This window comes from Pseudomonas sp. UTLPPB19802 (assembly GCF_059730225.1).
On sequence record NZ_AP048545.1, the window covers coordinates 2,529,261 to 2,553,434 of the forward strand.

At 63.6% G+C, this 24,174-nt stretch carries 23 protein-coding genes and 1 tRNA gene; 14 read left to right on the forward strand and 10 right to left on the reverse strand.

All coding sequences use genetic code 11. From position 1 onward, the window contains the following. The first annotated feature begins 46 nt into the window (after nt 1-46). The 8 genes from AC6I6U_RS11460 (at nt 47) to AC6I6U_RS11495 (ending at nt 7,005) form a co-directional block, all read left to right on the forward strand. A complete protein-coding gene (locus AC6I6U_RS11460) occupies nt 47-919 on the forward strand; it encodes an acyl-CoA dehydrogenase middle domain-containing protein (protein ID WP_497882053.1) in 873 nt (290 codons plus the stop codon). Between the two features lie 71 nt (nt 920-990). Further along, entirely contained in the window at nt 991-2,091 is a 1,101-nt protein-coding gene (locus tag AC6I6U_RS11465) for a serine hydrolase domain-containing protein (RefSeq protein ID WP_497882054.1), read from the forward strand. Next, entirely contained in the window at nt 2,088-2,417 is a 330-nt protein-coding gene (locus tag AC6I6U_RS11470; protein ID WP_497882055.1) for an amidase, read from the forward strand. Before AC6I6U_RS11465 ends, AC6I6U_RS11470 begins: the two co-directional genes overlap by 4 nt. Before the next feature lie 63 nt (nt 2,418-2,480). Continuing rightward, complete coding sequence (locus AC6I6U_RS11475) at nt 2,481-3,059, forward strand: YceI family protein (protein ID WP_497882056.1); 579 nt, start codon at nt 2,481-2,483, stop codon at nt 3,057-3,059. Between the two features lie 3 nt (nt 3,060-3,062). Further along, complete coding sequence (locus AC6I6U_RS11480; protein WP_497882057.1) at nt 3,063-4,220, forward strand: phospholipase D-like domain-containing protein; 1,158 nt, start codon at nt 3,063-3,065, stop codon at nt 4,218-4,220. A gap of 78 nt (nt 4,221-4,298) precedes the next feature. After that, a complete protein-coding gene (locus AC6I6U_RS11485) occupies nt 4,299-4,937 on the forward strand; it encodes a LysE family translocator (RefSeq protein WP_497882058.1) in 639 nt (212 codons plus the stop codon). A 79-nt stretch (nt 4,938-5,016) separates the two neighbouring features. Next, on the forward strand, nt 5,017-6,321 hold the full coding sequence (locus tag AC6I6U_RS11490; RefSeq protein WP_497882059.1) for a diguanylate cyclase domain-containing protein: 1,305 nt from the start codon (nt 5,017-5,019) through the stop codon (nt 6,319-6,321). A gap of 186 nt (nt 6,322-6,507) precedes the next feature. Then, nucleotides 6,508-7,005, forward strand: a complete 498-nt coding sequence (locus AC6I6U_RS11495) for a hypothetical protein (RefSeq protein ID WP_497882060.1) — start codon at nt 6,508-6,510, stop codon at nt 7,003-7,005. A gap of 75 nt (nt 7,006-7,080) precedes the next feature. On the opposite strand, the gene AC6I6U_RS11500 is transcribed toward AC6I6U_RS11495, so the two are convergent. From AC6I6U_RS11500 to AC6I6U_RS11525, 6 genes are all read right to left on the reverse strand, one after another. Continuing rightward, nucleotides 7,081-7,905 carry a 2OG-Fe(II) oxygenase gene (locus AC6I6U_RS11500; protein ID WP_497882061.1) on the reverse strand — a complete coding sequence of 275 codons (825 nt, stop codon included), beginning with the start codon at nt 7,903-7,905 and terminating at the stop codon, nt 7,081-7,083. Nucleotides 7,906-8,149: 244 nt separating this feature from the next. Next, nucleotides 8,150-8,223, reverse strand: a tRNA-Gly gene (locus tag AC6I6U_RS11505). A gap of 248 nt (nt 8,224-8,471) precedes the next feature. Beyond that, nucleotides 8,472-9,359 (reverse strand): alpha/beta fold hydrolase, encoded by an 888-nt coding sequence (locus AC6I6U_RS11510; RefSeq protein ID WP_497882062.1) that lies wholly within the window; start codon nt 9,357-9,359, stop codon nt 8,472-8,474. Between the two features lie 309 nt (nt 9,360-9,668). Then, nucleotides 9,669-10,361, reverse strand: coding sequence for a pseudouridine synthase (locus AC6I6U_RS11515; RefSeq protein ID WP_497882063.1), 693 nt, complete (start codon nt 10,359-10,361; stop codon nt 9,669-9,671). Between the two features lie 38 nt (nt 10,362-10,399). After that, nucleotides 10,400-10,612 (reverse strand): cysteine-rich CWC family protein, encoded by a 213-nt coding sequence (locus AC6I6U_RS11520; RefSeq protein WP_497882064.1) that lies wholly within the window; start codon nt 10,610-10,612, stop codon nt 10,400-10,402. Then, complete coding sequence (locus tag AC6I6U_RS11525; RefSeq protein WP_497882065.1) at nt 10,605-12,095, reverse strand: sensor domain-containing diguanylate cyclase; 1,491 nt, start codon at nt 12,093-12,095, stop codon at nt 10,605-10,607. Before AC6I6U_RS11525 ends, AC6I6U_RS11520 begins: the two co-directional genes overlap by 8 nt. Nucleotides 12,096-12,270: 175 nt before the next feature. On the opposite strand from AC6I6U_RS11525, the gene AC6I6U_RS11530 reads away from it, so the two are divergent. Continuing rightward, on the forward strand, nt 12,271-13,119 hold the full coding sequence (locus AC6I6U_RS11530; protein ID WP_497882066.1) for a cache domain-containing protein: 849 nt from the start codon (nt 12,271-12,273) through the stop codon (nt 13,117-13,119). Nucleotides 13,120-13,292: 173 nt separating this feature from the next. On the opposite strand, the gene AC6I6U_RS11535 is transcribed toward AC6I6U_RS11530, so the two are convergent. Together AC6I6U_RS11535 and pobA are read right to left on the reverse strand one after the other, a co-directional pair. Beyond that, nucleotides 13,293-14,810: an MDR family MFS transporter gene (locus tag AC6I6U_RS11535; RefSeq protein ID WP_497882067.1), complete on the reverse strand. Its 1,518-nt coding sequence runs from the start codon at nt 14,808-14,810 to the stop codon at nt 13,293-13,295. Between the two features lie 83 nt (nt 14,811-14,893). Further along, nucleotides 14,894-16,078, reverse strand: a complete 1,185-nt coding sequence (pobA, locus tag AC6I6U_RS11540; RefSeq protein WP_497882068.1) for a 4-hydroxybenzoate 3-monooxygenase — start codon at nt 16,076-16,078, stop codon at nt 14,894-14,896. Between the two features lie 161 nt (nt 16,079-16,239). Here pobA and AC6I6U_RS11545 point away from each other — a divergent pair, with 161 nt between their 5' ends. Continuing rightward, a complete protein-coding gene (locus AC6I6U_RS11545; protein WP_497882069.1) occupies nt 16,240-17,118 on the forward strand; it encodes a helix-turn-helix domain-containing protein in 879 nt (292 codons plus the stop codon). Between the two features lie 274 nt (nt 17,119-17,392). Here the strand turns inward: AC6I6U_RS11545 and AC6I6U_RS11550 are convergent, their stop codons facing one another. Continuing rightward, nucleotides 17,393-18,298, reverse strand: coding sequence for a LysR family transcriptional regulator (locus AC6I6U_RS11550; RefSeq protein WP_497882070.1), 906 nt, complete (start codon nt 18,296-18,298; stop codon nt 17,393-17,395). Between the two features lie 113 nt (nt 18,299-18,411). On the opposite strand from AC6I6U_RS11550, the gene AC6I6U_RS11555 reads away from it, so the two are divergent. Both AC6I6U_RS11555 and AC6I6U_RS11560 read left to right on the forward strand, forming a co-directional pair. Next, on the forward strand, nt 18,412-19,296 hold the full coding sequence (locus AC6I6U_RS11555) for an MBL fold metallo-hydrolase (protein WP_497882071.1): 885 nt from the start codon (nt 18,412-18,414) through the stop codon (nt 19,294-19,296). Between the two features lie 106 nt (nt 19,297-19,402). Continuing rightward, nucleotides 19,403-20,017, forward strand: coding sequence for an NAD(P)-dependent oxidoreductase (locus tag AC6I6U_RS11560; RefSeq protein WP_497882072.1), 615 nt, complete (start codon nt 19,403-19,405; stop codon nt 20,015-20,017). Nucleotides 20,018-20,053: 36 nt separating this feature from the next. On the opposite strand, the gene AC6I6U_RS11565 is transcribed toward AC6I6U_RS11560, so the two are convergent. Continuing rightward, complete coding sequence (locus tag AC6I6U_RS11565) at nt 20,054-20,944, reverse strand: LysR substrate-binding domain-containing protein (RefSeq protein WP_497882073.1); 891 nt, start codon at nt 20,942-20,944, stop codon at nt 20,054-20,056. Nucleotides 20,945-21,082: 138 nt separating this feature from the next. Between AC6I6U_RS11565 and AC6I6U_RS11570 the strand changes: the two genes are divergently transcribed. Further along, nucleotides 21,083-22,720 (forward strand): 5-guanidino-2-oxopentanoate decarboxylase, encoded by a 1,638-nt coding sequence (locus AC6I6U_RS11570; RefSeq protein WP_497882074.1) that lies wholly within the window; start codon nt 21,083-21,085, stop codon nt 22,718-22,720. Further along, nucleotides 22,720-24,168, forward strand: coding sequence for an aldehyde dehydrogenase family protein (locus tag AC6I6U_RS11575; RefSeq protein ID WP_497883020.1), 1,449 nt, complete (start codon nt 22,720-22,722; stop codon nt 24,166-24,168). The genes AC6I6U_RS11570 and AC6I6U_RS11575 overlap by 1 nt, the downstream gene beginning before the upstream one ends. The last annotated feature ends 6 nt before the right edge of the window (nt 24,169-24,174 follow it).

Consider the following 24,174-nt stretch of genomic DNA (forward strand, 5'->3'; position numbering starts at 1 on the left):
ATGAAGCTTTGGTGATGCTTATATGACAGCCCCCCAGGAGCCCGCCATGCCTTGGTCCTTTCTGATCGACCCACCCCAACGCCAGCCTGCGCCAAGCGATCTGGCGGAGGGCTACGTGCAGTGGCTGGAGACGCTGGGAGCGGTGACGCCGTTCGAGCTGGCGGTCCGTGGCGGCCACGTCATGGCCTCCCCGGGCCTGGCATTCCTGGTGGGATACCAGGCGGCCCTGCGTGTTTTGTGGCCCAGTGCCCCGGCCAGCCTCGGCGCGTTGTGCGCCACCGAACAGCACAGCCTGCGCCCGGCCGACATGCAGACGCGCCTCGAAGGCCTGCGGCTGAGCGGTCGCAAGGATTTCGTCACGGCTGGCGAGGCCGCCGACTGGCTTTTGGTTGCCGCCCGCAGTGAAGAACCGGGCGAATCACCGCGGTTGAGCCTGGCGGTCGTTTACCCTGGCGAGCCGGGCATTCGCCTGGAGAGCCTGCCGCCATTGCCGCTGATGCCGGATATCAGCCACGGTCGGGTGCATTTCGACCAGGCGGCCTGCGAACGCCTGGCCGGTGATGGCTGGGATGCCTACGTCAAGCCGTTCCGTACCTTGGAGGACGTCTATGTCCTCAGTGCGCTGACCGCGTGGTTACTGGGCGTCGGCCAGGACAGCGATTGGCCGCAGGCCCTGCAATTGCGCCTGCTCGGCCTGCTGGCCGGGTTATCCGAAGCCAGTCGGCAAAATCCGGCCTCGACTGCGGGGCATATCCTGCTCGGTGGCCTGTTCGCCCAGTTCGACGGGCTCAAGGCGGAATTGGAGTCGGCCTTCGCGGCAGGTCCGTCGGACTGGCGGGATATGTGGATGCGCGACCGCGGCGTGCTGGACGTTGCCGCAGGCGCCCGTGCCAAGCGCCTGGCGAAGGCGTTGGCGTGAGCGTGAGCGTGAGCGCAACTGTCATCAAGTCCCGCTAGACTGGTCGCAAGCTATTTCTCCGAGCTTGTCACATGCCCAAGGGTTCGACCTTTCTTGCGGTTTTCCTGCTGATTGTCAGTTCCACCACTCGCGCCGAGAGCTGGCCCGGCGCTGAATGGCCGCACGGTTCACAGGCTGCCGGTCCCGCTGTCGAAGCCTTGCAGGCCTATGCCTTCCCGGCGCGGGATGACGATACCCGCAAGGGTGTGCGCACCGATGCGCTATTGGTGATCGATCATGGCCAGATTGTCTACGAGCGTTATGCCGGGCCGACTCATGTCGACACGCCGCACCTGACCTGGTCGATCAGCAAGAGCATCATGGCCACGGTCCTCGGCGTCGCCTATGGCGAGGGCCTGTTCCAGTTGCACGATCCGGTGGCGAAGTTCTATCCGGCGTTCCAGGCGCACCCGGAGATCACCCTGGAACACCTGTTGCACTGGTCGTCCGGTATCGATTGGCAGGAAGACTATGAATACGCTCCGCTGAATTCCTCGGTGGTGGCAATGCTCTATACCCTCGGTCATGCCGACATGGCTGGCTATACCGCCAGGCAGGGCGAATACGCTGCACCCGGCCAGGCCTTTCGTTATTCGAGCGGCGACAGCAATGCCCTGGCGGCGGCCCTGCGCGGAGTCGTCGGGGCCAAGCGCTACCCGGACTACCCGTGGACGGCACTGTTCGATCCACTAGGTATCCACGGGGCGGTCTGGGAGCGTGATGGCAACGGCACCTTTGTCGCTTCCTCCTATGCCTACCTGACTGCTCGCGACCTGGCTCGCATCGGCCTGCTGATGGAGCGCGACGGTCGCTGGCAGGACCGGCAACTGCTGCCCAGGGCCTGGGTCGAGTTCAATCGCCGGGCGTTTTCCGGCTACAAGCCGGGGCAGGATGAAGCGGTGGGTGGTGGCCAGTGGTGGCTCAATCGGTCAATCGATGGCGCACGCAAACCCTGGCCGGATGCACCTTCCGACACCTTCGCCGCCCTCGGGCACTGGGGCCAGGCGCTGTATGTCATCCCCAGTGCCGGCCTGGTGATCGTGCGTTACGGCGATGACCGCGATGGCAGTTATCGTCACAACGAACTGCTCAAGCTGGCCATGGCGGCTTTCGGGCCGAAGGTGTTGCCATGAGGTCAACCCGCTTCGTTCGTCGTCACCCTTTCATCAGCCTGCTGGTGTTGCTGCTGGTGGCGCTGCTCGGCTGGATCTGGCACGAGCGCGTGGCCCTGCGCGCGTTCCCGCAGATCATCAGCGCCTATACCGCCAAGGAGTACTGCTCCTGCCGGTATGTGATGAACAACGCCGCCGACTATTGCCTGGGTTATGTGAAGCAATCGGTGCCGGTCAGTCGCCTGCTGGATGACCCTCGCCAACGTCGGGTCAGCGCCGAGGGCCTGGGGCGCGAGGCCACGGCAGTCTGGGTGAACGAACGCGAAGGCTGCCGGCTCAAACCCTGAACACCGTTTACTAGCGCCCTCGTGGCCGGGTAAGGTGGCGCCTACGTTCAATCAGGAGCTTGCATGCACCGGTCCCGCCTTCTTCTGGCCCTGCTCGGGGTGCTGGCCTTGCCGGCCCACGCCAACTGGTACCTGGACAACGAGTCCTCACGCCTGTCGTTTGTCAGCACCAAGAATGCCGATATTTCCGAAGTCCATCGTTTCCTGACCCTGCATGGCAAGATCGATCGCCAGGGTGTGGCAACGCTCGATGTCGAACTGGAGTCGGTCAGCACCGGGATTCCACTGCGCGATGAGCGCCTGCGGCGCGAGCTGTTCGAGATCAGACAGTATCCCGAGGCGCAGGTCGTCGCGCAGATCAACATCCAGCCGATCAACGATCTGGCCCCCGGTGCCCAATTGGAACTGCGGCTGCCACTGGTGGTGCGCCTGCACGGCAAGGAGCACAGTTATAACGCCGAGTTGCTGGCGACCCGGCTGGACGATCGGCGTTTCCAAGTGGTGACTCTGGAGCCGCTGGTGGTGCACGCCGAGGATTTCGACCTGCTGCCGGGCCTGGCGGAGTTGCGCAAGCTTGCCGGCCTGTCGGCCATCAGTCTGTCGGTGCCGGTGGGTGCGGTGCTGATTTTCACGGCGCGCTGAACCATGTCCGGCGCGGTCTTTCCCTGGCGCAACGACAACGCCTTCGAACTGCTGGTCGATGGCCCGGCGTTTTTCCCGCGCATGCTGGTGGCGATCGCCCGGGCCGAGTCGCGGGTCGAGTTGGAACTCTACCTGGTCGAGGCCGGCGAGTGCGCCGAGGCCATGGTCCAGGCGCTGGTCCAGGCTGCCGAGCGCGGGGTCCGTGTGCGTTGCCTGTTCGATGACTATGGCAGCCTGGCTTTCACCCTGGGGCTGCGCCGACGGTTGGTCGAGGCCGGCGTCGAGCTGCGTTTCTACAACCGCCTGCGTTGGCGGCGGGGCATTCGCAACCTGTACCGTGACCATCGCAAGCTGTTGCTGGTGGACAGTGCGCTGGCGGTGGTCGGCGGCACGGGTGTCACCGATGAGTTCTGGACTCCCAGCGACGATCGCTTCGAATGGCATGAGGTGATGGTGCGGATCGAGGGACCGCTGGTCCTCGACTGGCAATTGCTGTTCGACCGCCAATGGTTGGCCAACGAACAACGTGCGGCCTGGAAACCCATTGCCCACTTCGGCCTGCCGCGCGTGCCCAGGCTGCCGGCGGCGGGGCAGGGTTTGGGGCGGGTGGCTTATGCCGATGCCCGGCAGCATCGCGACATCCTGCAATCGCTGGTGCGTGCGCTAAACAGTGGCAAGCAGCGGATCTGGCTGGCGACCCCGTATTTCCTGCCGACCTGGAAGGTCCGGCGCTCGCTGCGCCGGGCCGCCCAGCGCGGGGTGGACGTGCGGTTGCTGCTGACCGGGCCGCGTACCGATCATCCCTCGGTGCGTTATGCCGGTCATCGCTACTATCCGCGTCTGCTCAGGGCCGGGGTACGGATCTTCGAATACCAGCCGTGTTTCCTGCACCTGAAGATGGTGCTGGTCGACGACTGGGTCAGCATCGGTTCGTGTAACTTCGACCACTGGAACCTGCGCTTCAACCTGGAGGCCAATCTCGAGGCCCTGGACCCGGCCCTGACTGCCGCAGTGGTGGCCAGTTTCGTGGCCGACTTCGAACTCAGCCAGCCGGTCAGTCTCGCGGACTGGAAGAAGCGACCGCTGTGGCGCCGGGTCAAGCAGCGGATCTGGGGGTGGGTCGACCGCCTGGTGGCGAACGTACTCGACCGACGGAACTGATCAGCCGCATCCGAGGGTATTGCGACGGATTGGCCTGGGATAGACTCCAATCCATTCGCCCCTCGTTCCGGAGTTTCTATGACCCCTTCGTTGCTCATGGCCGTGCTTGCCTCGGGCTTCATCTATGGCATCACTCCGGGCCCCGGCGTGCTGGCGGTATTCGGTATCGGTGCGGCACGGGGACGACGGGCCGGCGCTGGATTTCTCTGCGGCCACCTGCTGGGCGATGTGATCTGGTGCAGCACGGCCCTGGTCGCGATCGTCGGCGCCCGGGAAATCGGCAGCAGCGCCTTCGATATGCTCGGAGTGATCAGTGGCCTGTACCTGTTCTGGCTGGGCTGGCGAGCCCTGCGCAGCCGTCGTGCCAGCGGTGACGCGCCACAGGGCGCGGCCCGGCAGCCGTTCTGGCACGGCATCCTGTTCGGCCTGACCAATCCCAAGGCCTACCCGGTGGCGGTCGCAACCTTCACTGCGCTGCTTTCCAGCCGTGCCGAACTGCTGAGCTGGTCGATGCTGCCGGGGCTGATTTTTCTCAGTTTCCTTGGCGGGGTGGCGGCATACGCTATTCTCATCGGTGTTGTCGGTGCGCAGCGGGTCCGGGTGTTGTACCAGCGACATGAATTGATGATCACGCGTTTATGTGGGGTGATGTTCATCGGCTTTGCCATAAATGCGTTGGCTCATGCATTGCCGGGGTTGTTGCCGAACAAGGCTTGAGTTGACGGCGGAGGGCAGGACGCCGGAATTTTCCCAGGGACAGATACTGACGCTAAATTTTTCGGGCGACGTCTTCCTGATGGAAAGTAAAACTGTCACACCAGTCTCCAGCTTTTTCGACCTGCTGCTTGATGCCGTCTGCGCCGTCGATGTCCAAGGCCGCTTCGTTTTCGTCAGTGCGGCCTGCGAGCGGATCTTCGGCTACACCCCGGCGGAACTGGTCGGCACGTCGATGATCGAACTGGTCCTGCCTGCCGACCGTGAGCGCACCCTCAAGGCTGCTGCACAGATCATGGCCGGTGAGCCCAAGCCGCATTTTGAAAACCGCTACGTGCGCAAGGATGGCCAGGTGGTCCACATCATGTGGTCGGCCCGTTGGTCGCAGGCCGACCAGTTGCGCATTGCCGTCGCCCGGGACATTACCGAACTCAAACTGGCCGAAGCGAAGCAGGCGGCGCTCTACGCGATCTCCGAGGCGGCCCACGCGACCGAAGATTTGTTGACGCTGTTCCAGCGGGTGCACCAGATCGTGGGCGAGTGGCTGCCGGCGCAGAGTTTCTGCGTGGCGCTGTACGACAATACGCGTGACCAGCTTAGCTTTCCCTACCACATGGATGACCGGCGCACGTCATGCAACGTCGACGGTCACTGTGCGCAGATCGTGCGCAGTGGCCAGCCATTGCTGCATAACGAAGACGAGGCGCCTTGCCTCGGTGTGCCGCTGTCGTCGCAGAACGGCATCATTGGCGCATTGTTGGCCAAGAGTTCGGGGGGCGAGCGTTACAGTGGACACGACCAGGACCTGCTGCAGTTCGTCTCGGCCCAGGTGGCGGCGGCCATCGAGCGCAAGCAGTTGCATGCGCGTCTGCAGTACATGGCGCGTTACGACCAACTGACTCACCTGCCCAATCGGAGCTTCCTGCAGGAGCGCTTGAAGTTGGCCCTGGGCAGGGCTCGGCGGGAACAGAAGCAATTGGCCCTGCTGTATGTCGACCTGGACAAGTTCAAGCAGGTCAACGACAACTTCGGCCATGCGGTCGGCGATCTGTTGCTACAGGAAGTTGCCCGACGGCTGCAGCAGTGCGTGCGCGAAACCGATACCGTCGCACGTATCGGTGGCGATGAGTTCGTCATCCTGCTGGAGCAGTTGCACCTGGGAGAGTCGGCGGCACAGGTCGCCGACAAGATCCGCCGATTGCTGAACGAACCGATGGTCTGGGACGGGTACGAGCTGAGCATCATGCCCAGCATCGGCATTGCCCTGTATCCGGAGAATGGCGAGGAGGCGCAGCAGTTGTTCAAGCATGCGGATGAGGCGATGTACGGGATGAAGCGTTCTGCTGAGACGACCGACTCTGGAGGCACTGCCAGGCAACTCCAATGAACCGCTGGTTGTTTCTTGGAAGGGCAATATCTCTCGGTCTTGCAGGGCTCTGGCCGTAATTGTTGTGGTTGAACTCAGGGGCAGCGGGGGAGCCGCCTGTTGCCATGTATCGGCGTGCTTGCATTTCGCTCAAGTCCGTTTCCCGGACGCCGATAAGCCGATACAGGGATCTGAGTGAGTATCGACATGGTTTCCATCAGCAGCGTTTCCATTCACAGTCCGACCCAGCAATCGGCGCCGACTTTGTCCGCTGCCGCGAAAGACAAGCCTGTCAGCCGTTCGGGCCAGGCGGTCGAAGGGGTCAAGGTGAAGATTTCGTCCGAGGGACTGGCGGCATCGAATGCTTCCGGAACCGCTTCGAAGACTTCGGTGACCGCCCAAGCCAAGCAGATCGAAAGGCTGCACAAAATGATGGCCGACCTGCAGAAACAGATCGAAGAAAAACGTGCGCAGATTCAGGCACTGGCCAGCGGGCATTTGAACGACGAACAGAAGGCCCAGCAACTGGGAGCGCTGAACAGCGAACTGGCGACGCTCAGCGCCTCGCTGACCAGCGCCACCGCGACTTTGTTCAGCCTGATGAAGCAAAAGCCGACACCAGCGCTTGCAACCGATCCCGTTTCGGTTACGGCGAAGGTCGCTTCGAGTGGTGGCTCAGCCGAGGGGGCGCCGCTGGAAGGCTGACAAGCCGCCGGCGAGTGTTTGGTAGATGGGCACTGAGAATACTGCGGAGGGGCTGCGACTCTCAGGCCCCCTTTTTCAAGACTTGGGTTTACCCGCCTGGTCCTTCCCCCTACCGAAACGCAGTAGCTTTGAGACGGCGTTGCGCAGGGTGTTATCGACAACGCCAAGTGCACGACGCCCGGGCTCATCCGGTCGGCCATTGAATGACGTTACATGGAAATATTCCTTGTCCTCTGCATCAGGCGACTCCTTGGAGAAGTAGTAGTTGGAGACGCAGCAGCGTGGCCCCTCCACTTGAACCTTGCTCACCGAATGCCAGGAGTATTTGTTCGTTTCCATCACCACCAGGCGATTGAACTTCGACACCAGGGTTTTCTGCACTTTTACCTGTGGGTCCCACAGTTCGAAGTTCCCCCCGTTCTCCAGGGACCAGTCCGGTGCCACGTAGTAGAGCAGGTTCAGCCGACGATACAGGGCGCGCGCGGCATCATGGCTGTTGTCGATATGAGGGTTGAGGAAGTCATCCTTGAACATCATCGACAGGCCGCCGGCGTAGAGGGTCGGGTCGGGCAGGATGCCCTCGATGCCCACCAGTTCTGCAATCCTGCCCACGACGGACGGGTGCTGTACCGCGAAGGTGATCGAGCTGAGGATCTCGGGATGTTCGGACAGGTCGCCCAAGGTTTTCTTCTTTTCACGAAATGACTGCCTGTCGTAGAAACCGTCGGCGTTTTTCGGGAATGCATCGTAAATCTGTTGAGCCATCTCGTCGGAGAGTAGTCCGTCGATGATGAAGTGCCGTGTCTGTGTACCTTGCGGGTTATTCCATTGGCTTTGGATGTCGGCGCTCAGCTCGTTCAAGCGTTCAACAATGAGAGCAGCAATTTGAGGGGCGTCCATTCAGCGGATCCTAGGCTCAGGTCAAGTGTTTTGCGTGGCGGGATTTCCCTGGATTCACGGTGAATGCCAAAGCGAAATCAAGTTTGGGCGCAAGAATACTACGACAGGCTGTTCGTTGGTGAGGGGTGGGCGGATAAACATTGATCCAGGGCAGGGTTCAAAATCCGCCCATAAAAAAACCGGCTGCTGGGAGCCGGTTCTTTATGTCTTCGTCGCCATTTCAAGCAACGTCGGACTTGATTTCTGGAGCGGGTAGAGGGAATCGAACCCTCAACTAAAGCTTGGGAAGCTTTCGTTTTACCACTAAACTATACCCGCTTTTTACATCTCTCTTGCTCACCGAAGCGGCTTGTCCAGGCGAGAACACTCGTCATCAGTCCGGACCGCTGACGTGATGCCATTCATGACACCCGCTCGGGTGGCCACTTTGTACCAGATGTTGCCGTGCAATTGAAGTTTTTCTTTGAAAATCTGTGTTTTAGCGACTGTCCCGGACGCGCTTTGCGCCGAGGCTGATCGCGGGCAAACGGTTGCAGGGCGGGACCGTTGCCCGTGACCTGGCCTGCTCACATGGCTTGCGCATGGTGTTCCTGGACGTATCGGTAGTAGCGCGCCCGGCTTTCCTGGTGGCTGGGCTTGAGGAAGTCCAGCAGGGCATGACGAGAATCCCGGCAGGCGGACTTGTGCTCCATGTCGAGGAAATGTCCGGCCGTGGGAATGGTGCTGAAATGGCTATGACGCACATGTTTGCCAAACTGCCTGGCATCCGCGGCCGTGGTGTATTCGTCCCATTCGCCGTTCATGAACAGCACCGGGATGTTGATCCTGTTCGCGATCTTCAGGCAACCCTGGCGATCGTTTTCGAGCACTTCGCGGATGTGAAAGTGCATCTGGCCGTATTCATGTTCGGCCAGGCTGCTGACATGACGGTAGTTGAATCGCTTGAACAGTGATGGCAGGTGCTTGCCGATGGTGCTGTTGACCAGTTGGCCGACTTCGGCCCGGTCACAGGCCCCCAGGTGCTTGATGCCACGCTCCAGGTAGTCGCGCATCGGTTCGTTGATCACCGGCGAAAACGAGCTGATCACGGCTTTCTCGATGCGCCGCGGCTGTTCGGCCAGGGCGACCAGTGTTGCCGCGCCACCCCAGGAAAACGACATCACATGCTCGGCGGCGAAGTGGTCGATCAGCTCCAGCAGAATCTGCGCCTCGACTGCCCGGGTGAGCATCTTCTCGTGGTGGTTGTGGGCTCGGGACCTTCCGGCATAGGGCTGGTCGTAGCACACGACGTTGTACTGCGGGTGCAGGTTTTTCACGGTCTGGGCGAATGACGCAGTCGTAGCCATCGAGCCATTGACCAAAATAATGGTCTTTTCCGCGGCATCCGCGCGATAGAACTCCGTGTAGACCCGATATTGACCCTGTATATCCAACACAGCGATTTCTGGCGTCATGTCAAAGACTCCTGGCAAGCGGGTATGCGCGCAACTGACTGTGCACGAGATATATGACAGGTAGGCATTTGCCTGGAATTCTGCAGCCCATGCCGGTCCGGTGAAACGCTGGCCGGCGGGTGTTGTTATAGGCGGGCAATCGGCCGGAAAGCCACGGCTGGCAAGCCTTGGCCCCGACAAAAAGTTTTTCAGCTAGGTTGTGACCTGTCAGTCATTTTTTGGCTGACGGTCTGATTCAAGCAGCGCTCCGGCGATTGCGCAAGGAGCGATTTGGCATAAGCTGCTCACTTCTGCCCAACGGTATGTGACTCAGACCAGGGCAACTTCGTCGGCGGTCAGCAGGCGGTACTGTCCGGGGGCGAGCGCGTTGTCGAGCACCAGCGGGCCCATGCTCTCGCGGTGCAGGCGCACGACCTTGTTGTCGAAGTGGCCGAACATGCGCTTGACCTGGTGATAGCGGCCTTCGACGATGCTCAGCCGGGCACTGCGCGGCCCCAGCAGTTGCAGTTCGGCGGGTTGGGTGGTGAGGTCTTCGAAGGCGAAGTACAGGCCCTTGGCGAACGTCTCGGCGTAGTGCGCGCCGATGTCCTGCTCGGTCTCCACATGGTAGACCTTGGGCAGCTTGGTCTGCGGCTGGGTCAGGCGCCGCGACCATTGGCCATCGTTGGTCAGCAGCATCAGGCCGGTGGTGTTGAAGTCCAGGCGGCCGGCGATATGCAGTTCGTCGATATCCGGCTCCTCAAGCAGATCAAGCACGGTGCGATGTTGCGGGTCGCGGGTCGCACTGACGCAGCCCTGGGGCTTGTGCAGCATGAAGTAGCGTGCCGGGCGACCAGCCTGCAGGACCTCATCATCGACCTCGACCCGGCTGAACTCGCGCACTTCATGGTGCGGGTCGCCAGTGGCCTGGCCGTCAACCCGCACCCGGCGCTCGACCAGCAACAGGCGTACCTGCTGGCGATTGAAGCGGGGCAGGTTACTGAGGAAACGGTCCAGGCGCATGGAGTGAGGATCGTCGAAGAACGGGCCGGCATTCTACGTCATGACGACGGCTGCCGCTTCAGCTGTTCGTCCACCCGGGCGCAGCGCGGGCACAGGCAGGCTGCGTTGCGCAGCTCGGCGGGCAGGGCTTCGAGCACGGCTGGATCGATAGTCACGCTATAGCACCAGCAGGGCTGGTCGACGGTGCGAGGGTCGGCCAGGCTGCAGTCGTTGCGCGCACCGCAGGCCGGGCAGAGGCTGGGTTCAGGCATGGGCGGGGATCGCCACGTCGCTGCAGACGCGGTTGCGTCCACCCTGCTTGGCCCGGTACAGCGCCTGGTCGGCGCGGGCCAGCAGGGTATGCAGGGTGTCGTCGGCACGCAGTGAGGTCAGGCCGATGCTGACGGTCAGTTGCAGGCGCTGGCCGTTGTAGCCGTGGCATTGCTGTTCGACGTGCTGGCGGATCTTCTCGGCGATCACCTGGGCGTGGGCACTGTCGGTGTCCTTGAGCAGGACGATGAACTCCTCGCCGCCCCAGCGGCAGATGATGTCCGACTGGCGCAGGCAGCTTTCCAGGTTGCGGGCGAAGCCGCTCAGCACCACGTCGCCGGCCAGGTGGCCATGGCTGTCGTTGAGCTGCTTGAAGTGGTCCAGGTCCAGCAGCAGCGCGGTCAGTGGCTTGGGCTCGCGCTGTGCTTCGTTGATGGCCTGGGCCGCCAGCAGGTCGAAGCCGCGACGGTTGGGCAGGCCGGTGAGGCTGTCGAGTGTCGCCAGGGCCTGGATCTTGCGTTGGTAACGGTGCACCACGCGGTTGAGCAGGACCAGCACGATCACCGTCACCACCAGGCAGATCAGCAGGTTCAGGTACAACGACTGGCGAATGCCGCTGAGGGCGCCGTCTTCACGCTTGTCGACGAACAGGTACCAGTTCAGTTCCGGAATGAAACGTACGTTGAGAAAATGCTTCTTGCCGTCCGGCTCGGCGTATTCGTAGCTGCCGTCGTGGGGCTTGGGCAGTTTGACCTGCAGGTTCTTCAGGCTTTCCAGGTTGTTCAGCGACTGGCCGACCCGCGCGCCTTCGGGGCCACCGTCGGCACCGGTCAGTACCAGCCGGCCGAAGTTGTCGACGAAGTACACCCCGCGTTGGTAGCGCTGCTGGTATTTGTCGATCAGCTTGATCACCGCATCCACCGTGAGGCCGACGCCGGCTGCGCCGATGAAGTTTTCCTCGTAGTCGAACACCTTGTAGTTGATGAAGAACGTCAGGCTGTCATGGTTGGCCATGTCCGGGTCGACGTTGATCTCGTACGGCTCTTTCATGTCCCGCACGCGGAAGTACCAGAGATCCCGTGGTTCGTTGACGCGCACGTTTTTCAGCACACCCTTGGCCTGGTAGTAGGTCAGGTTGCTGTTGGAGACGAAGAAGGCGGTGTACGCACCGTAGTGGGACATGACTTCGTTGAGATAGCGGGTCATCTGCTGCGGGTCGCGCTCACCGGCCATGACCCAGTCGCGCAGGAAGGTGTCGCGGGCCATCATCGAGGAAATCAGGATCGGCCGGACCAGGTCCTTCTGGATTTCCGAGTAGACCGTGTCGGAGGTCAGCGGCAATTCGGTATTGATGATGCCGTCGCGGATCGAGGTGCGCGAAGCGTAGTAGCTGAGCAGCGACGTGGCCAGGAAGCCGCAGCCGAGCAGGGCGATCAGTGTTACGGCCAGCGAACGTTGCGAGTAGAGCACTGAGCGAAGCGGCATCACGATTCCATCGGCGGATATGCGGTGGACGCATTCTAGTGCGGCCTCTGGAAAATAACTGCTCAATTTTTCCCGCGGCTCCCGGCTGGCGGCGTTACCCCGGATTGCTGAATGCTTCCGTATAGGCCACGGCGGGCTACGCTTCTGGCAGTCAACGGGAACGGGGAGATGCGTCATGGGATGGGGTTTGATTCGGGGCTTGTCAGGCTGGTTGTTGCTGGTGTGCCTGGGACCGGTGCTGGCGGCGCCTGCGCCGGGCGATGAGGCACCGGCGGCCAGGGCGCTGCTGGAAAAGGCCGTGGCCTATTACCAGGCCCAGGGCGACAAGGCATTCGCGGTGTTCAGCCGCCAGGGCGAGTTCGTCGACCAGGACCGTTATGTCTTCGTGGTCGACACCCATGGCGTGATGTTGGCCAGTGGCGGGCCGTCCTCGGCGCTGATCGGCCGGGATGTTTCCGAGGTACTCGGGGCGGATTTGCGCAAGGCGTTCAAGGATGCGCTCAAGACACCGGATAACGGCACCATCGAGGAAGCCGAATATCGCTGGCAGAACTGGAAGGATGGCAAGGTCGAACGCAAGCGGGTGTTCTACCAGCGGATTGGCGAACGCATCCTGGCGGTTGGGTACTACCTGCCCCGCGCGTCGGCGGAGCAGGCCAGGGCATTTCTGGACCGGGCGACGACCGAGCTGGGCAAGGACCGCCAGGGGCTGCTGGATGAGATCAATGCCTTGCCGGGTGGTTTCCTGCAGGACGACCTGTATGTCTTCGTGGTGGATCTCAAGAGCCGGCGCTATCTGGCCCATGGCAGCAACCAGCGCCTGGTGAATACCGACTTCGCCAAGGTCCGGGACCCGGATGGCAAGCCGGTAGGGGAACCGATCCTGGCGTTGATGAATCGGCAGGCGGAGGGTGAGTACGAGTATCGCTGGAAGAACCCGGTGACCGGAAAGGTCGAGAACAAGCACACCTACCTCAAGCGCGTCGGGCAATTGCTGGTGGCGGTCGGTTACTACCGCCCTTGAGAGCCAGGAGTGAACACCAGGGCGGGGGGCTTTACCTGTGGCGAGTGGGCTTGCCCACGCTCGGCTGCAAGGCAGCCGCAGACCGGCTTCCCGCGTTCATTTGGCACACCGCGCTCGCAGGCTTTGGGGGCGCCTTGCGCCCCAGCGCGGGCAAGCCCGCTCGCCACAAGCGGTCAGCGGGCCTTGTCTTCCCGCCCACGTAGCACCCGGTTGGGCATGGCGATGGCGGCGGCCAGGCCCAGCAGGGCGACTCCGGCGCTGATCAACAGCAGGTGACGGAAGGTCAGCAGCAACTCGGCGCGCAGCGCTTCCTGCGCCGGGCCGGAGGCGGCGTTGAGGCCGTCGAGCAGGGCATTGCCTGAACTGCCTTCGCCGATCATCGCTGTCCCGGCCAGGTGCGTCAGGCCGGAATCCTGCACCAGCGCCAGCAGCAATGCCGACATCAATGCCACGCCAACGGCGCCGCCAAGTGAGCGGAACAGGTTGGTGGTGCTGGTGGCGACCCCAATATCGCGCTGTTCCACCGAGTTCTGCGTGCCGACCAGTGAAGTTGGGAATTGCAGGCCACCGGCAATGCCGCACAGCAGCATGAACAGGCTGCTCGGCAGCACCGCCTGGGGCGCGGTGAAAGCCATGCCGAGAATCGACAGCGGCATCAGCAGCGCGCCACTCAGAATCAACGGCTTGTAGTAGCCAGTTACCGAGGTCATCCGGCCGGCGAAGTAGGCGCCCATGGGCAGGCCCATCGCCAACGGCAGCAGGTGCAGCGCCGCACTGTCGGCGCCGGCGCCGGTGACGCTCTGGAAGCGCAGCGGCATCAGCACGGTCAGGGAAATCGCCTGGAAACTGGTGAAGAAGACCGTGCACCAACACAGCACGGTATTGCGGTTGACGAACAGGTGCATCGGCAGCAGCGGTTCGGCGGTGCGCCGCTCATGCAGGGCGAACAGCGTCAGGCCGATCACCGCCGTGGCCAGCAGGCCCAGCACATCGCCGTCATTCCAGGGGTGGCCCTGGCCGATCCGGGTGATGCCCAGCAGCAGGGCGGTCAGGCCGACGATCATCAGCAGTGTGCCGAGGTAGTCGATGATCGGCTTGCGCTGCGGGACCGGCAGGCCGACCAGCACCCGGTGGGCCACCCACCAGGCCCCGAGTCCCAGTGGCAGGTTGATCAAAAACACCCAGCGCCACGACAGGTATTCGGTCATGTAGCCGCCCAGCACCGGGCCGGCGACGCTCGCCAGCGCATACATGCTGCTGAAGTAACCCTGGTAGCGGCCACGTTCCCGTGGCGGAACGACATCGCCGATGATCGCCTGGCTGACCGAAACCATGCCGCCAGCACCGATGCCCTGGATGATCCGCGCCAGTACCAGTTGCTCCATGCTCTGGGCCAGGCCGCAGAACAGCGAGGCCAGGGTGAACAGGCCCATGCCGAACAGCATCAGCCGGCGGCGGCCATACAGGTCGCCGAGCTTGCCGTAGATCGGTACGGCGACCGTCATGGCGACCATGTAGCCGGAAATCACCCAGGCCAGCAGGCCGACATCCTTGAACTGCGCGGAAATGGCCGGCATCGACACGGCGACGATGGTCTGGTCGAGGGCGCCGAGGAAAATCGCCAGCATCAGGGCGATCAATAGGCTGCGAATCGCCGGCTTCGTCTGGCCGGGCTGATTGAGGTTGGTCACGGTATAACCTGCACGCGGAAGTGGGCCCGCACACGGGCGGTGGTGTGTGTGCGGGGATGCGTGTCAGTTTACTCGATAGCTTGCTATTCGATAGCCTCATAAGGAAGGCCGACGTAGTTTTCCGCGATGGTCCGACGCCCGGCTTCGGAGCCGACGAAGTACTCCAGTTCGGTCTGCTGCAGCCGTTGGCTGAAGGCGTCGGTGTCGGGGAAACGGTGCAGGATCGAGGTCATCCACCAGGAGAAGCGCTCGGCCTTCCACACCCGCCGCAGGCAGACCTGCGAATACTGTTCCAGCAACTCCTGGCGCCCCTCGCGGTAGACCTTGAGCAGGATGTCGAACAGCGTGCTGACGTCGCTTGCCGCCAGGTTCAGGCCCTTGGCGCCGGTGGGCGGGACGATGTGGGCGGCGTCGCCGACCAGGAACATCCGGCCATACTGCATGGGCTCGACCACGAAGCTGCGCAGTGGGGCGATGCTCTTCTCGATCGATGGGCCGGTGACCAGGCTCTGGGCAAGGCTGTCCGGCAGGCGCGCCTTGAGTTCGTCCCAGAAGCGCGCATCGGACCAGTCCTCGACCTTCTCGTCGGCCGGCACCTGCACGTAGTAACGGGTGCGGGTCGGCGAACGCATGCTGCACAGGGCGAAGCCGCGTTCGTGGTTGGCGTAAACCAGCTCTTCGCTGACCGGCGGGGTGTCGGCGAGAATCCCCAGCCAGCCGAAGGGATAGACCCGTTCGAAGACCTTCAGCGACTCGGCCGGGATCGACTGTCGGGCCACGCCGTGGAAGCCGTCGCATCCGGCGATGTAGTCGCAGTCCAGGCGGTGGGTCTGGCCATCCTTGTCGTAGGTCAGCCAGGGTGCGTCGGTCTTCATGCCATGGGGGCGGACGTTGGCGGCGTTGTAGATGGTCTGCGCGCCAGCGGCATCGCGGGCGGCCATCAGGTCGCGGGTGACTTCGGTCTGGCCGTAGATCATCACGCTCTTGCCGCCGGTCAGGGTCTTGAGATCGATATGTACCCGGCGTCCATCGAAGGCCAACTCGAAGCCGCCATGAACCAGGCCTTCGGCCTCCATCCGGCGATTGACCCCGGCCTGGCGCAGCAGGTCGACCATGCCCTGTTCCAGCACGCCGGCGCGGATGCGGCCGAGTATGTAGTCCGGAGCCTGGCGTTCGATGATCACGGTGTCGATGCCGGCATTGTGCAGCAACTGGCCGAGCAGCAGGCCGGACGGACCGGCACCGATAATGGCGACTTGAGTTTTCATTGTTGTTTTCCCTGCAAGCCTCACGCGGCGCGCCGGTGAGTGGGTTGTTATGGTTGTGCTTGCATTTTTCGCTTGAAAAAGGCGTTTTAGAAGGTGAAAAATGCGGCTTTATCGGTGCTTTTCAACAATAAGGGCGATTATCGCCCAGGACTCATGCGCTGATGAACAAGCCAGTGGCGGCGCCGATTCCGGTGTTCAAGCTCTACGGGGAAAACCAGGACTGGATCGCCCCGGACCTACTGCACTGCGAGACCATTCCCAAGCGCAGCCGCCTGCATCATTGGGAAATCCAGCCGCATCGGCATGCCGATCTCTGCCAGTTGCTGTTCCTCAACAAGGGCCAGGCCCGGGTCGATATCGAGGGGCAGCGCAGTACCCTGCGCGAGTCGGCGATCCAGGTGGTACCGCCGTTGTGCGTACACGGTTTCCAGTTTTCCGAGAACATCGATGGGTATGTGCTGACCCTGGCGGCGCCGCTGGTGACGCAGTTGCAACAGCAACTGGGCAGTTCGCCGGACGCGCTGGCGCTGGCCGCGAGCTATCCGGCTGGCCGCGACCGCGCTTACCTCAATCGGCTGTTCAGCGCCTTGCAGAGTGAATACGCGGCGAACCAGCCGGCGCGGGACATGCTCCTGCGCTCGCTGGTCAGTGTATTGCTGGTATGGCTCAGTCGTCAGGTGATCCACCGCGAGGCGGCCGGGCAGTCAGCCGAGCGTGGGCGCGAGTACCTGAGCCGTTTCAACGGGCTGGTCGAAGCGAATTTTCGCCAGCATCCGACGGTCGAGCAGTTGTCCCATCAGGTCGGGATTTCCGTGGCGCACCTGAACAGCATCTGCCGGGAATGGGCGGGGCAGTCGGCGTTGCAACTGATCCACCAGCGGCTGCTGCTGGAGGCCAAGCGCAACCTGATCTACACGCGCATGAGTGTCGGCCGGGTGGCGGACGAGCTGGGATTTGCCGATCCGGCCTATTTTGCCCGGTTCTTCCGGCGCATGACCGGGCTGTCGCCCAGCGCCTTTCGCGCCGATATCGCCCGCTAGCGTGCTTACCTCAGCGCGCTCAGGCTCGCGGTATGCGGTACGCAGTGCTCGAGGTTGCAGGTGGCGACGGAGCGGGGGGCCTGTCTGGTCTGTTCAACCCGCCAGGCAGCGGTGGCATACAGTGCCAGGACGGCGCTGATGGCAAGCACGGCAGCACACTTTCTTGTTCTAAGAATATTCATGGCGCAGACCTCTGACTGTCGAACTCGGTTCGCTAGAAGGTACTGAGTTGAAGACTAGGTCAGTTGCCGCGACTTGCCAGCTTTATCGGTGATCAGAGGTCCTTGTCCCAGGCCGGAGTCTCGGGAAAGCGCACCACCAGGAAATCGAGCATGCTGCGCAGCGTCGCTGGCATGTGCTTGCGCGAGGCGTACACCGCGTACATGTCCATGGTCCGCGGTTCGGCATGGGCCAGCAGGCGCACCAGTTCGCCGCTGCGCAGGTATTCCCAGGCCTGGTAGGTCGGCAGCATCGAGATGCCGGCGCCGGCCACGGCAGCCCGCAGCAGGGTGCTGGCCTCGTTGGCGCTGATGTTGCCCTGCACGGGGACCGACACCGGCTCGCCGTCCTGCTCGAAGTGCCAGAGGCTCTTGCCGAAGTAGGAGTGGGTCAGGCAGTTATGGCGGCTCAGGTCCTCCACCCGCTGTGGCGTCGGGTGTTCGCGCAGGTAGGCCGGCGAGGTACAGATCACCGAGCGGCAGACGGTCAGCCGCCGGGCGATAAGGTTCGGGTCCAGGTCGTTGCTGGCGCGGATCGCCAGGTCGATGCGTTCGTCCACCAGGTTGACGGTGCGGTCGAGCATCTGCAGGTCGACGTTGACGCCGGGGAAACGCCGGACGTACTCGGTCATCGCGTCGGCGAACTGGGCCTGGCCGAACGAGGTGCTGACGCTGATCCGCAGCAGGCCACGGGGCGCTTCGTCGGGAATGCTCACGGCTGCCTGCATGTCGCCGGACAGTTCCAGCAACTGCCGGCAGCGCGGCAGGGTCTCGCTGCCGGCGGCGGTCAGGCTCAACTTGCGGGTGGTGCGATGCATCAGTCGTGCACCGATCCAGTCTTCCAGTTCCGCCAGGTAGCGCGACACCACCGGGCGTGACAGCTCCAGGTGGTCGGCCGCCGCCGACTGGCTGCCCAGGTCCACCACGGTGACGAACACCCGCATTGCCGTGAGACGATCCATGATTTGCTCGCTTTGAGAAACAAACTATGTCCCAGCATCGCATTTTTTGTATCGGTTCGGGCAACTAAGCTCTCTCCATCGCCGATCACGGCCCACGGATACCGGAGCATCACATGATTGGATTCACCACACTTCGCCGCCTCCTGCTCGCCAGCGCCGTGCTGGGTTTCGCGGCCCATGGGGCAGCGGCCGAGCCGGCGCTGACCCTGGATGTCTACAACCCCGGCACCTCGGCGATCTTCCCGGTCAGCTCGGTGCTGGTCAGTGGCAGCCAGGAAGCGGTGCTGGTCGACGCCCAGTTCGGCAAGGCCCAGGCCGAACAGGTGGTGGAGAAGATCCGCGCCAGCGGCAAGCAACTGACCGCCATCTACATCAGCCACGGCGACCCGGACTACTACTTCGGCCTGGACACCATCACCCGCGCGTTCCCCAAGGCCAAGGTGCTGGCCTCGGCGCCGACCGTGGCCCACATCAAGGCCACGGTTGACGGCAAGCTGGCGTTCTGGGGCCCGAAAATGGGTGCCGACGTTCCTGCCAAGACCATCGTGCCCGAGGTACTCAAGGGCAATCGGCTGATGTTGGAAGGGCGTGAACTGGATGTAATCGGCCTGGATGGCCCGCAGCCGGATCGCAGCTTCGTCTGGATCCCGTCGCTGAAGGCGGTGGTTGGCGGCGTGGTAGTGGCGCAGGGCATCCATGTGTGGATGGCCGACACCCAGACCGCCCAATCCCATCAGGATTGGCTGGCTACCCTGCAACGGATCCAGGCGCTGCAACCAAAGGTCCTGGTGCCGGGCCATTACCTCGGCGATGGCCCGCACTCGGTGGCCGCCGCGCAGTTCACGGCGGACTACATCAAGGCCTTCGACGAAGAAACGGCCAAGGCCAAGGACTCCGCGCAACTGATCGCGGCCATGAAGCAGCGTTATCCGAACCTCGGCGAGGAGTCCTCGCTGGAACTCAGCGCCAAGGTCGCCAAGGGCGAAATGAAGTGGTGAGCCGGTTCGGCCACTGACGGAAAGTTTTGCGAATCAACCGTCCTGTTCCCAAGGCAGGACGACCCCCTCGACGCACAGCGTCATTCGATTGGAACTGGAGAGTGTCATGAGCAAGATTGCAATCATCGGTGCCACCGGTCGTGCCGGTAGCCAATTGCTGGAAGAAGCCCTGCGTCGCGGTCACAGCGTGACGGCCATCGCCCGCAACACGGCGAAGATCGCGGCTCGCCCCGGCGTCACCAGCAAGGCGGTCGATGCCCTGGATGCCGCAGCGCTGCAAGCGGCGGTTGCCGGCCACGACGTAGTGATCAGTGCGGCGCACTTCGCCACCTTGCCGGCGGCGGCGGTAACCGGGCCGGTGAAGAAGGCCGGGGTAAAACGCCTGCTGGTGGTGGGAGGGGCGGGCTCGCTGTTGCTGCCGGATAACAGCCGGGTCATCGACAGCCCCGGTTTCCCGGCTGAATACAAGGCTGAAGCCAGCGCTGGCGCGGCATTCCTGGAAACCCTGCGCCAGGAGCAGGAGCTGGACTGGACCTTCCTGTCGCCATCGGCCGAGTTCGTCGAAGGCGAGCGCACCGGCAGTTTCCGCCTGGGCAAGGATCACCTGCTGGTGAGTGCCGAAGGTCGCAGCTGGATCACCTTCGCCGACTACGCAATCGCGCTGTTGGATGAAATCGAGAAACCGGCTCATTCGCGCCAGCGTTTCGCTGTCGGCTACTGACGCCGTCGTGGGGCGGCCAACGTGGGTTGGCCGCCCCTACATGTCCATCCGCTGCGTCGCCTGGCCGACCAGCCACTCCCGCAGTTCATGCAACGCCGCCGATCCCTCCGAGCGCTTCGGGTACGCCAGGTAATACGCCTGCCCCGTACGCACCCGCAATTCGAACGGCATCATCAGCCGTCCGGCACTCAGGTCCTCGCCGATCAACGCCCAATCGCCGATCGCCACGCCCGTGCCCTGGGATGCCAGGGACATCGCCACGTCCATGGTCTCCAGATGCTGGCCCCGGCCGATATTGCCCAGGCTCACCCCGGCGGCATCAAGCCAGGTCTGCCAGTCCTGCTGGTCCAGGGTGGGGTGCAACAGGGTGTGCTGTTCCAGGTCGCTGACCTGTTCGAGGGCGATCGCACCCTGCTTCAACTGCGGCGAGCAGACCGGCGTCAGTTGCTCGTCGAACAGGTGGTAGGCGGTCACCGACGGTCCTGGCGGTGTGCCGTAGATTACCGCCACGTCGAAGTCCTCGCGGCGGAAATCGACGCCGTGCTGCAGGCTGGTGGTCAGTTCCACCGGCACGTCCGGGCGCTCCTTGCGCCATTGCAGCAGGCGCGGCAGCAGCCAGCGGATCATGCAGATCGGCGCCTTGAGCTTCAGTGCCGGATGCTGGGCGCCCACCTGTTCGACGGCGTCCTCGATCTGGCGGAACACCTCCTGTATCCGTGGAAACATTTCGCGCCCCTGGGGCGTCAGGCTCAGGCCACGGGCCTGGCGCTGGAACAGCGCGTAGCCCAGGTGCTGCTCCAGCCCCGCGATCTGCCGGCTCACCGCGCCCTGGGTGATATGCAACTGCTCGGCGGCCCGGGTGAAGTTGCAGCACTGGGCGGTGATCAGGAAGGTATGCAGCGCCGGCAGTGGCGGAAGACGTTTCATGGCGGACTCAGGCATGACGACAGGACATGGCTAGTATGACTATTTTTGCGTTGTGCCCGCCATTGCCCAGACGCTCCAATATCGCCACCGCCGTGGCCTGCGCTGCCACGGTCAAGACGAACAATAAGGGTGGAACAGATGGCGACGTGCGGCGAAGTATTGGTCAAGTTACTCGAAGGCTACGGGGTCGAGCAGGTGTTCGGCATTCCCGGCGTGCATACCGTGGAGCTGTACCGCGGCCTGGCGGCTTCGCCCATCGAGCACATCACCCCGCGCCATGAACAGGGCGCCGGTTTCATGGCCGACGGTTATGCGCGCACCAGCGGCAAGCCGGGTGTCTGTTTCATCATCACCGGCCCCGGCATGACCAACATCACCACCGCGATGGGCCAGGCCTATGCCGATTCGATCCCGATGCTGGTGATCTCCAGCGTGCAATCGCGCAGCCAGTTGGGCGGCGGGCGCGGCAAGCTCCACGAGTTGCCGAACCAGGGCACCCTGGTGGCTGGCGTGGCCGCGTTCTCCCACACGCTGATGTCGGCGGCAGAACTGCCGGCGGTGCTGGCCCGGGCGTTCGCCCTGTTCCAGGCCGGGCGGCCGCGCCCGGTGCATATCGAGATTCCGCTCGACGTGCTGGTGGAAAATGCCGATGCCTTGCTCGGCAGCCAGCCGGTGAACATTTCCCGTGCCGGTGCGGCGCCGGCCGCGGTGGCGCAGATGGCCGAGCTGCTCGCGAGCGCCCAGCGTCCGCTGATTCTGGCCGGTGGTGGTGCCATCGATGCCGCGCCAGCACTGACTCGCCTCGCCGAACAGCTTGAGGCACCGGTGGCCCTGACCATCAACGCCAAGGGCATGCTGCCGGGCGAACATCCGTTGCTGATCGGCTCGACCCAGACCCAGGTCGCCACCCGCGCGCTGGTGGCCGAGGCCGACGTGGTGCTGGCGATCGGCACCGAACTGGCGGAAACCGACTATGACACCACCTTCGCCGGTGGTTTCGAGATTCCCGGCACCTTGTTGCGCGTCGATATCGACCCGGACCAGACCGTGCGCAATTACCCGCCGAAGGTCGCCCTGGTGTCCGACTCCCAGGTGGCGGCCGAAGCGCTACTCGCCGCGCTCGATGGCAGGAACCTGGCGCCGCGTCGTGACGACTGGGGACCGCAGCGTGCCGCCGCCCTGCGGGCCGAACTCGACAGCCAGTGGGACCTGCCGACCTGTGCTCAGACCCGCTTTCTCGAAACCATTCTCGACGTGCTGCCGGATGCGGTGCTGGTGGGCGATTCGACCCAGCCGGTGTACACCGGCAACCTGACCCTGAACCCACGGCATGCGCGGCGCTGGTTCAACTCATCCACCGGCTACGGCACCCTCGGCTACGCCTTGCCGGCGGCAATCGGTGCCTGGCTCGGCCGGTCCTCCAGGCGTGACGAGCGCGGCGCGGTGGTCTGCCTGATCGGTGACGGCGGCCTGCAATTCACCCTGCCGGAACTGGCCAGCGCGGTCGAGGCGAACACGCCGGTGATTGTCCTGCTGTGGAATAACCAGGGTTACGAGGAGATCAAGCGATACATGGTCAACCGCGCCATCACCCCGGTGGGCGTGGATATCCATACCCCGGACTTCGTTGCGGTAGCCAAGGGGCTGGGCTGCGCCGCCGAGGCGGCAGGCACTGAGGAAAGCCTGCGCAGCGCATTGCGGACGGCGGCGGCGCGTTCGGGGCCGACACTGATTGAAGTCGACCAGGCTCTCTGGATGAAAGGAATGGTGGTGTGATGAAAGCGCAAATGAATCAGGACGGCCTCTACATCGATGGCCAGTGGCGTTCCGGCAGCGAGCAGTTGCGGGTGATCAACCCGGCGACCGAGGCGCTGCTCGGCAGTGTTTCCGGTGGTGATGAACAGGCGGTGGGGCAGGCGGTGACGGCGGCGCTGCGGGCATTTGCCGGCTGGTCGGCCAGCCGTGGTGCCGAGCGTGGCGCGGTGCTGCGCAAGATTGCCGAAGGCGTGCGCGAGCGCCGGGAAAAACTGATCCAGCTGCAGTCGACCAACAACGGCAAGCCGCTATTCGAGGCGGCCATCGACGTCGATGACGTGATCGCCACCTTCGAGTACTACGCCGGTTTGGCCGAGGGCCTGGATGAGCGCCAGGACCAGGAAGTGGCGCTGCCCAGCGACGATTTCGCCGCCCGCGTGCGTCGCGAGCCCTGCGGCGTGGTCGGCCTGATCGTGCCGTGGAATTTCCCGATGGTCACCACCGCCTGGAAGCTCGCGCCGGCCTTGGCTGCGGGTTGCTGCGTGGTACTCAAGCCGTCGGAGGTGACGCCGCTGGCGGAGTTGGAGCTGGCTTCGATCATTGCCGACAGCGGCTTGCCGGCCGGGGTGTTCAACCTCGTCTGCGGCACCGGGCTGGCAGTGGGGGCGCCGCTTTCGGCCGACCCGCGGGTGGCGAAGATTTCCTTTACTGGCAGCAATGCGGTGGGTGTCCAGGTCATGCAGCGGGCGGCGGAAACCATCAAGGGCGTCAGCCTGGAGTTGGGTGGCAAGTCGTCGCTGCTGGTCATGGCCGATGCCGACCTTGAGCTGGCGGTGGAAGTCGCCAGCGGTGGCGCGTTCTTCAATGCCGGGCAGATGTGCTCGGCGACCAGCCGGGTGCTGGTGGCCGACGAGATCGCCGACGAGTTCCTGCTGCGCCTGAAGGCGCGGGCCGAAGCCATTCGCGTGGCCGACCCGTTCGACCCTGATGTGGAGATGGGGGCGCTGGTCAACCAGGCGCAGTACCAGCGGGTGTTGGGGCATATCGACCGCGGGCTGAGCGTGGGCGCGCGGCTGGTCTGCGGTGGCGGGCGTCCGCCAGAGCTGTCCCGTGGCTATTTCCTGCAGCCGACGGTATTTACCGAGGTGCCGCTGGACAGCGCATTGTGGCGCGAGGAAATCTTCGGGCCGGTAGTGTGCGTGCGCAGTTTTGCCAGCGAGGCCGAGGCGATCGTCCTGGCCAACGACAGCGATTTTGGCCTGGTGGCGAGTGTGGTCACGACCGATGGCGAGGCGGCGGACCGCATTGCCAATGCCTTGCAGGCCGGCCTGGTATGGATCAACGCACCGCAGGTGATTTTCCCGCAGACCGCGTGGGGCGGCTACAAGAAGAGCAGCCTGGGCCGTGAGCTGGGACCTTGGGGGCTACAGGCATTCCAGGAGATCAAGCACGTGGTGCGGGCCCGCTAAGGGCCC

Coding starts and splice junctions, on each gene's coding strand:
- AC6I6U_RS11545 (WP_497882069.1), top strand. CDS start 16,240: ATGAACAAGCCAGTGGCGGCGCCGATTCCGGTGTTCAAGCTCTACGGG.
- pobA (WP_497882068.1), bottom strand. CDS start 16,078: ATGAAAACTCAAGTCGCCATTATCGGTGCCGGTCCGTCCGGCCTGCTG.
- AC6I6U_RS11475 (WP_497882056.1), top strand. CDS start 2,481: ATGCACCGGTCCCGCCTTCTTCTGGCCCTGCTCGGGGTGCTGGCCTTG.
- AC6I6U_RS11575 (WP_497883020.1), top strand. CDS start 22,720: ATGAAAGCGCAAATGAATCAGGACGGCCTCTACATCGATGGCCAGTGG.
- AC6I6U_RS11490 (WP_497882059.1), top strand. CDS start 5,017: ATGGAAAGTAAAACTGTCACACCAGTCTCCAGCTTTTTCGACCTGCTG.
- AC6I6U_RS11460 (WP_497882053.1), top strand. CDS start 47: ATGCCTTGGTCCTTTCTGATCGACCCACCCCAACGCCAGCCTGCGCCA.
- AC6I6U_RS11565 (WP_497882073.1), bottom strand. CDS start 20,944: ATGAAACGTCTTCCGCCACTGCCGGCGCTGCATACCTTCCTGATCACC.
- AC6I6U_RS11500 (WP_497882061.1), bottom strand. CDS start 7,905: ATGGACGCCCCTCAAATTGCTGCTCTCATTGTTGAACGCTTGAACGAG.
- AC6I6U_RS11485 (WP_497882058.1), top strand. CDS start 4,299: ATGACCCCTTCGTTGCTCATGGCCGTGCTTGCCTCGGGCTTCATCTAT.
- AC6I6U_RS11480 (WP_497882057.1), top strand. CDS start 3,063: ATGTCCGGCGCGGTCTTTCCCTGGCGCAACGACAACGCCTTCGAACTG.
- AC6I6U_RS11495 (WP_497882060.1), top strand. CDS start 6,508: ATGGTTTCCATCAGCAGCGTTTCCATTCACAGTCCGACCCAGCAATCG.
- AC6I6U_RS11515 (WP_497882063.1), bottom strand. CDS start 10,361: ATGCGCCTGGACCGTTTCCTCAGTAACCTGCCCCGCTTCAATCGCCAG.
- AC6I6U_RS11465 (WP_497882054.1), top strand. CDS start 991: ATGCCCAAGGGTTCGACCTTTCTTGCGGTTTTCCTGCTGATTGTCAGT.
- AC6I6U_RS11520 (WP_497882064.1), bottom strand. CDS start 10,612: ATGCCTGAACCCAGCCTCTGCCCGGCCTGCGGTGCGCGCAACGACTGC.
- AC6I6U_RS11555 (WP_497882071.1), top strand. CDS start 18,412: ATGATTGGATTCACCACACTTCGCCGCCTCCTGCTCGCCAGCGCCGTG.
- AC6I6U_RS11560 (WP_497882072.1), top strand. CDS start 19,403: ATGAGCAAGATTGCAATCATCGGTGCCACCGGTCGTGCCGGTAGCCAA.
- AC6I6U_RS11510 (WP_497882062.1), bottom strand. CDS start 9,359: ATGACGCCAGAAATCGCTGTGTTGGATATACAGGGTCAATATCGGGTC.
- AC6I6U_RS11530 (WP_497882066.1), top strand. CDS start 12,271: ATGGGATGGGGTTTGATTCGGGGCTTGTCAGGCTGGTTGTTGCTGGTG.
- AC6I6U_RS11470 (WP_497882055.1), top strand. CDS start 2,088: ATGAGGTCAACCCGCTTCGTTCGTCGTCACCCTTTCATCAGCCTGCTG.
- AC6I6U_RS11570 (WP_497882074.1), top strand. CDS start 21,083: ATGGCGACGTGCGGCGAAGTATTGGTCAAGTTACTCGAAGGCTACGGG.
- AC6I6U_RS11550 (WP_497882070.1), bottom strand. CDS start 18,298: ATGGATCGTCTCACGGCAATGCGGGTGTTCGTCACCGTGGTGGACCTG.
- AC6I6U_RS11525 (WP_497882065.1), bottom strand. CDS start 12,095: ATGCCGCTTCGCTCAGTGCTCTACTCGCAACGTTCGCTGGCCGTAACA.